At 63.9% G+C, this 3711-nt stretch carries 2 protein-coding genes and 1 tRNA gene; all 3 read left to right on the top strand.

Going from position 1 to position 3711, the window contains the following annotated elements:
* Nucleotides 1-267, top strand: a 267-nt coding sequence (locus H8A95_RS42060) for a hypothetical protein (RefSeq protein WP_229188315.1), incomplete at its 5' end; no start/stop codon positions are given.
* A 5-nt stretch (nucleotides 268-272) separates the two neighbouring features.
* The gene (locus tag H8A95_RS42055) at nucleotides 273-3101 is read left to right on the top strand and encodes a glycosyltransferase (RefSeq protein ID WP_229188314.1); all 2829 of its coding nucleotides are present in this window, start codon (nucleotides 273-275) and stop codon (nucleotides 3099-3101) included.
* Nucleotides 3102-3279: 178 nt separating this feature from the next.
* Nucleotides 3280-3355, top strand: a tRNA-Lys gene (locus H8A95_RS42050).
* The last annotated feature ends 356 nt before the right edge of the window (nucleotides 3356-3711 follow it).

Here is a 3711-nt window from a genome sequence, read left to right as displayed (position 1 = left end):
CAATGCCGCGCCCGCGCCGGCTGCGTCGCCCTCGCCCGCGCCGACCCCGTCGGCGTCACCCACGCCGGCGTCGAAATAGCCGCGTCGCGCGATCGGGACCGGCCGCGATTTTTTTCGCGGCTGGAACGGCTTGCGCCCTTAAAACGCCATCGCGGCACACCAGTTGTTAAATCGGATGGCGGAGATATCTTTCCCTCCACCGTGATGTTGGTCGAACCCAGGGGACGGGTTCGCTTAGTCCTCAATCTCAGGCCCCGTATGGTTTAACCGCGATGCGCGCCGTCGTCGCCGTCCTGTTGCTTGTCACCGCCGCCCACGCCGCCCTGTGGGGTCTCTTCCAGGAGAAGCAGTCGGCGCCCGATTTCCGTGGCACGCTGCCGAGCCTGTCCTACGCCCCGTTCGAGTCAGGGCACACCGTCGCCGATCTCGCTGCCGACACCGAGAAGGTGCGCACCGACCTGAAAAAGCTGTCCACGATCACAAAGGCGGTCCGCCTCTATTCGTCGACCGAAGGCAACGAGCTGGTGCCGCCGGTGGCCGCCGAGTTCGGCATGAAGGTCACGGTCGGGGCGTGGATCGACAAGGACGCCAACCGCAACAATCGCGAGATCGACGCCGCGATCAATCTTGCCAAGCGCAACAGCAACGTCATCGGCATCGTGGTCGGCAACGAAACCGTGTTCCGCGGTGAGCAGGTCCCGCTGGAGAACCTTGGCTCGGTTCCGGAAATCGGGGTGCCGCCGGAGGAATCCGAACGCATCCTCCGCGAGGAAGCCCAACGCCTTCACGACGCGGAATTGCAGCCCGAGGACAAGCGCGCCGAAGCCGTGAAATGGGCGATCGCCGAAAACAACGTGCACCGGCTGATCAAGGTGATCCAGCGGGTCAAGAAGTCGGTCAGCGTTCCCGTCACGACGGGTGAAATCTGGAACATCTGGCGCGATCATCCGCAGCTTGCCAATTCGTCCGACTTCATCGCTGCGCACGTGCTGCCCTATTGGGAAAACTTCACCGACAAGCAGGCGGTGGATCAGGCGGTCGACCGCTACAATCTGCTGCGCGACTCCTTCCCCGGCAAACGCATCCTGATCGCCGAATTCGGCTGGCCGAGCCAGGGCTACAATCTGCGCAACGCCGAGCCCGGCGCGTTCCAGCAGGCCACGGTGCTGCGCAACTTCGTCACCCGCGCCGAAGCCATCGGCATGGACTACAATATCGTCGAAGCCATCGATCAGCCGTGGAAGTTCTTCGAAGGCGGCGTCGGTCCCTACTGGGGCATCCTCAATGCCGATCGTGAGGCGAAGTTCGCCTGGACCGGTCCGGTCACCGATCTGAACTACTGGAAGATCGCGCTGGTCGCCGTGCTGGTCGGGCTGTTCATGTCGCTGCCGATCCTGCGGCTGGACCAGCCGACCGTGATGCAGGCGCTGCTGCTGTCGGCCGCCGCCAACGGTGTCGGCGCCTGGGTTGCGACCGTATTTTCATACTGGACCACGCACTATTTCGTCTGGGGCTCGGCCTTCGCCCTCAGCCTCGGCCTCGTGCTGCTGGTTCCGCTGGTCCTGATCGCGATGGCGCGGATCGAGGAGATCGCAGCGGTGGCGTTCGGCCGCGGCCCGCGCCGGCTGATCGGCAAGAGCGCGCCGCTGGCACCGGCCACGATCGGCGAGAACGTCAAGTTCCCAAAGGTCTCGATCCACATCCCGGCCTATTTCGAACCGGTCGAGATGCTGAAGCAGACGCTCGATGCGGTGTCGCGGCTCGACTATCCGAACTTCGAGTGCGTCTGCATTATCAACAACACGCCCGATCCCGATTTCTGGCGGCCAATCCAGGATCACTGCCGACTGCTGGGCGAGCGCTTCAAGTTCATCAACGCCGAGAAGGTGCAGGGCTTCAAGGCCGGCGCGCTGCGCATCGCGATGGACCGCACTGCGGCGGACGCCGAGATCATCGGCATCATCGACGCCGACTACGTCGTTCATCCGGACTGGCTGAAGGACCTCGTGCCGGCCTTCGCCGATCCGCGCGTCGGCCTGGTGCAGGCGCCGCAGGAGCATCGCGACGGCGACCGCTCGCTGATGCACTACATCATGAACGGCGAGTATGCCGGCTTCTTCGATATCGGCATGGTCCAGCGCAACGAGTTCAACGCCATCATCGTGCACGGCACGATGTGCCTGATCCGCCGCGCCGCGATGGACAAGGTCGGCGGCTGGTCCTCTGACACGATCTGCGAGGACACCGATCTCGGCCTCTCGATCCAGCAGGCCGGTTGGCTGACGCACTACACCAATGTGCGCTACGGCGAAGGGCTGTTGCCGGACACCTATGAGGCCTTCAAGAAGCAGCGACACCGCTGGGCCTATGGCGGCTTCCAGATCGTCAAGAAACACTGGCGGCGCTTCCTGCCCGGCGCCAGCCGGCTTACACCCGATCAGCGCCGCGAATTCTCGCTCGGCTGGCTCAACTGGCTAGGCGCCGAAAGTCTCGGCGTCGTGGTTGCGATCCTCAATCTGATCTGGGTGCCGATCGTCGCCTTTGCCGACATCGCGATCCCCGACAAGATCCTGACGCTGCCGATCATCGCCTCCTTCATCGTCTCGCTGGTCCATTTCGTCGCGCTCTACCGGCTGCGCGTGAACATCAAGGCCGGACAGATGCTGGGCGCCATGATCGCGGCGATGAGCGTACAGTGGACGGTGTCGCGCGCGGTGGCGCAGGGCCTGATCACCGAGCATCTCGCCTTCGCCCGCACCTCCAAGGGCGGCCTGTCGCGGATGTCGATCGAATTCCAGGCGTTCTGGGAAGCCGTGATCGGCGTGCTGCTGCTGATCGGCGCGACCGTGCTCGTCGTGACCAACGGCTACAAGCAGGTGCGCGAGATCTACATCTTCGCCGGCGTCCTGGTGTTGCAGAGCCTGCCATTCCTGGCGGCGGTCGCGATCGCGATCCTGGAGAATTCGCGGATCAACGAGTTCGCATTCTGGCGCAACAGCGCCATCCGCACCGCGGAACTGATCGGGTTGCGCCCGGTCAGCCTGCCCTCGGTCGCCGCCCCGCAGCAGCCGGTCGGCTCGGAAATCCGCCACGACAGCTGAGCCGACTTCAAGAAACGGCCCTAACCTCACGGGCCGGAACAGCAAATCCGCCGCAACGGTGCACAATTGACCGTCCGTCGGCTATTGACCCGATGGGCCCCGCCCCCTACACAGCGCGGGCTGAAGCATGATCCGGAGCGGTTTCACCGCTCGGTCCGGATCAGATGTTCAGGTGAGTGAGCGCGTAGCTCAGGCGGTAGAGCACGTGACTTTTAATCATGGGGTCGAGGGTTCGAGTCCCTCCGCGCTCACCAAGCAAAATCAATAGCTTAGACGAAATTCTGACAAAGGCCGAAATCAACCGTGTGGGCACCGTGTTGGCAAACGCGTTGCCCTGCTCGAGGCGCGCCGCCGCGACCCGGTATTGCCCGGCCATGACGAGCAGCGCTGCCCGGCTCTCGGGCAGCACGACCCTCTCCGCGTCCTGCCGGCAAATGCGCTCCAGGCGTCGATAGTCGTCGAGCTCTGATCCCATGGCGCGGGATCAGACTCCTGCGGGGATTCGCGGTCAAGGTCCAAAAGACTGGCAAGACCTAACTCGGGCAGCTGCCCAGTTTCACACGCCGCAGTGTGTGAATCGTGGATAAGCGGATCCGCTGGTTTCCTAGAA

This window comes from Bradyrhizobium oropedii, from assembly GCF_020889685.1.
GTDB lineage: Bacteria > Pseudomonadota > Alphaproteobacteria > Rhizobiales > Xanthobacteraceae > Bradyrhizobium > Bradyrhizobium oropedii.
The sequence above is the reverse complement of the archived record's forward strand: the minus strand, read 5'-3'. Positions and strand labels throughout refer to the sequence as shown.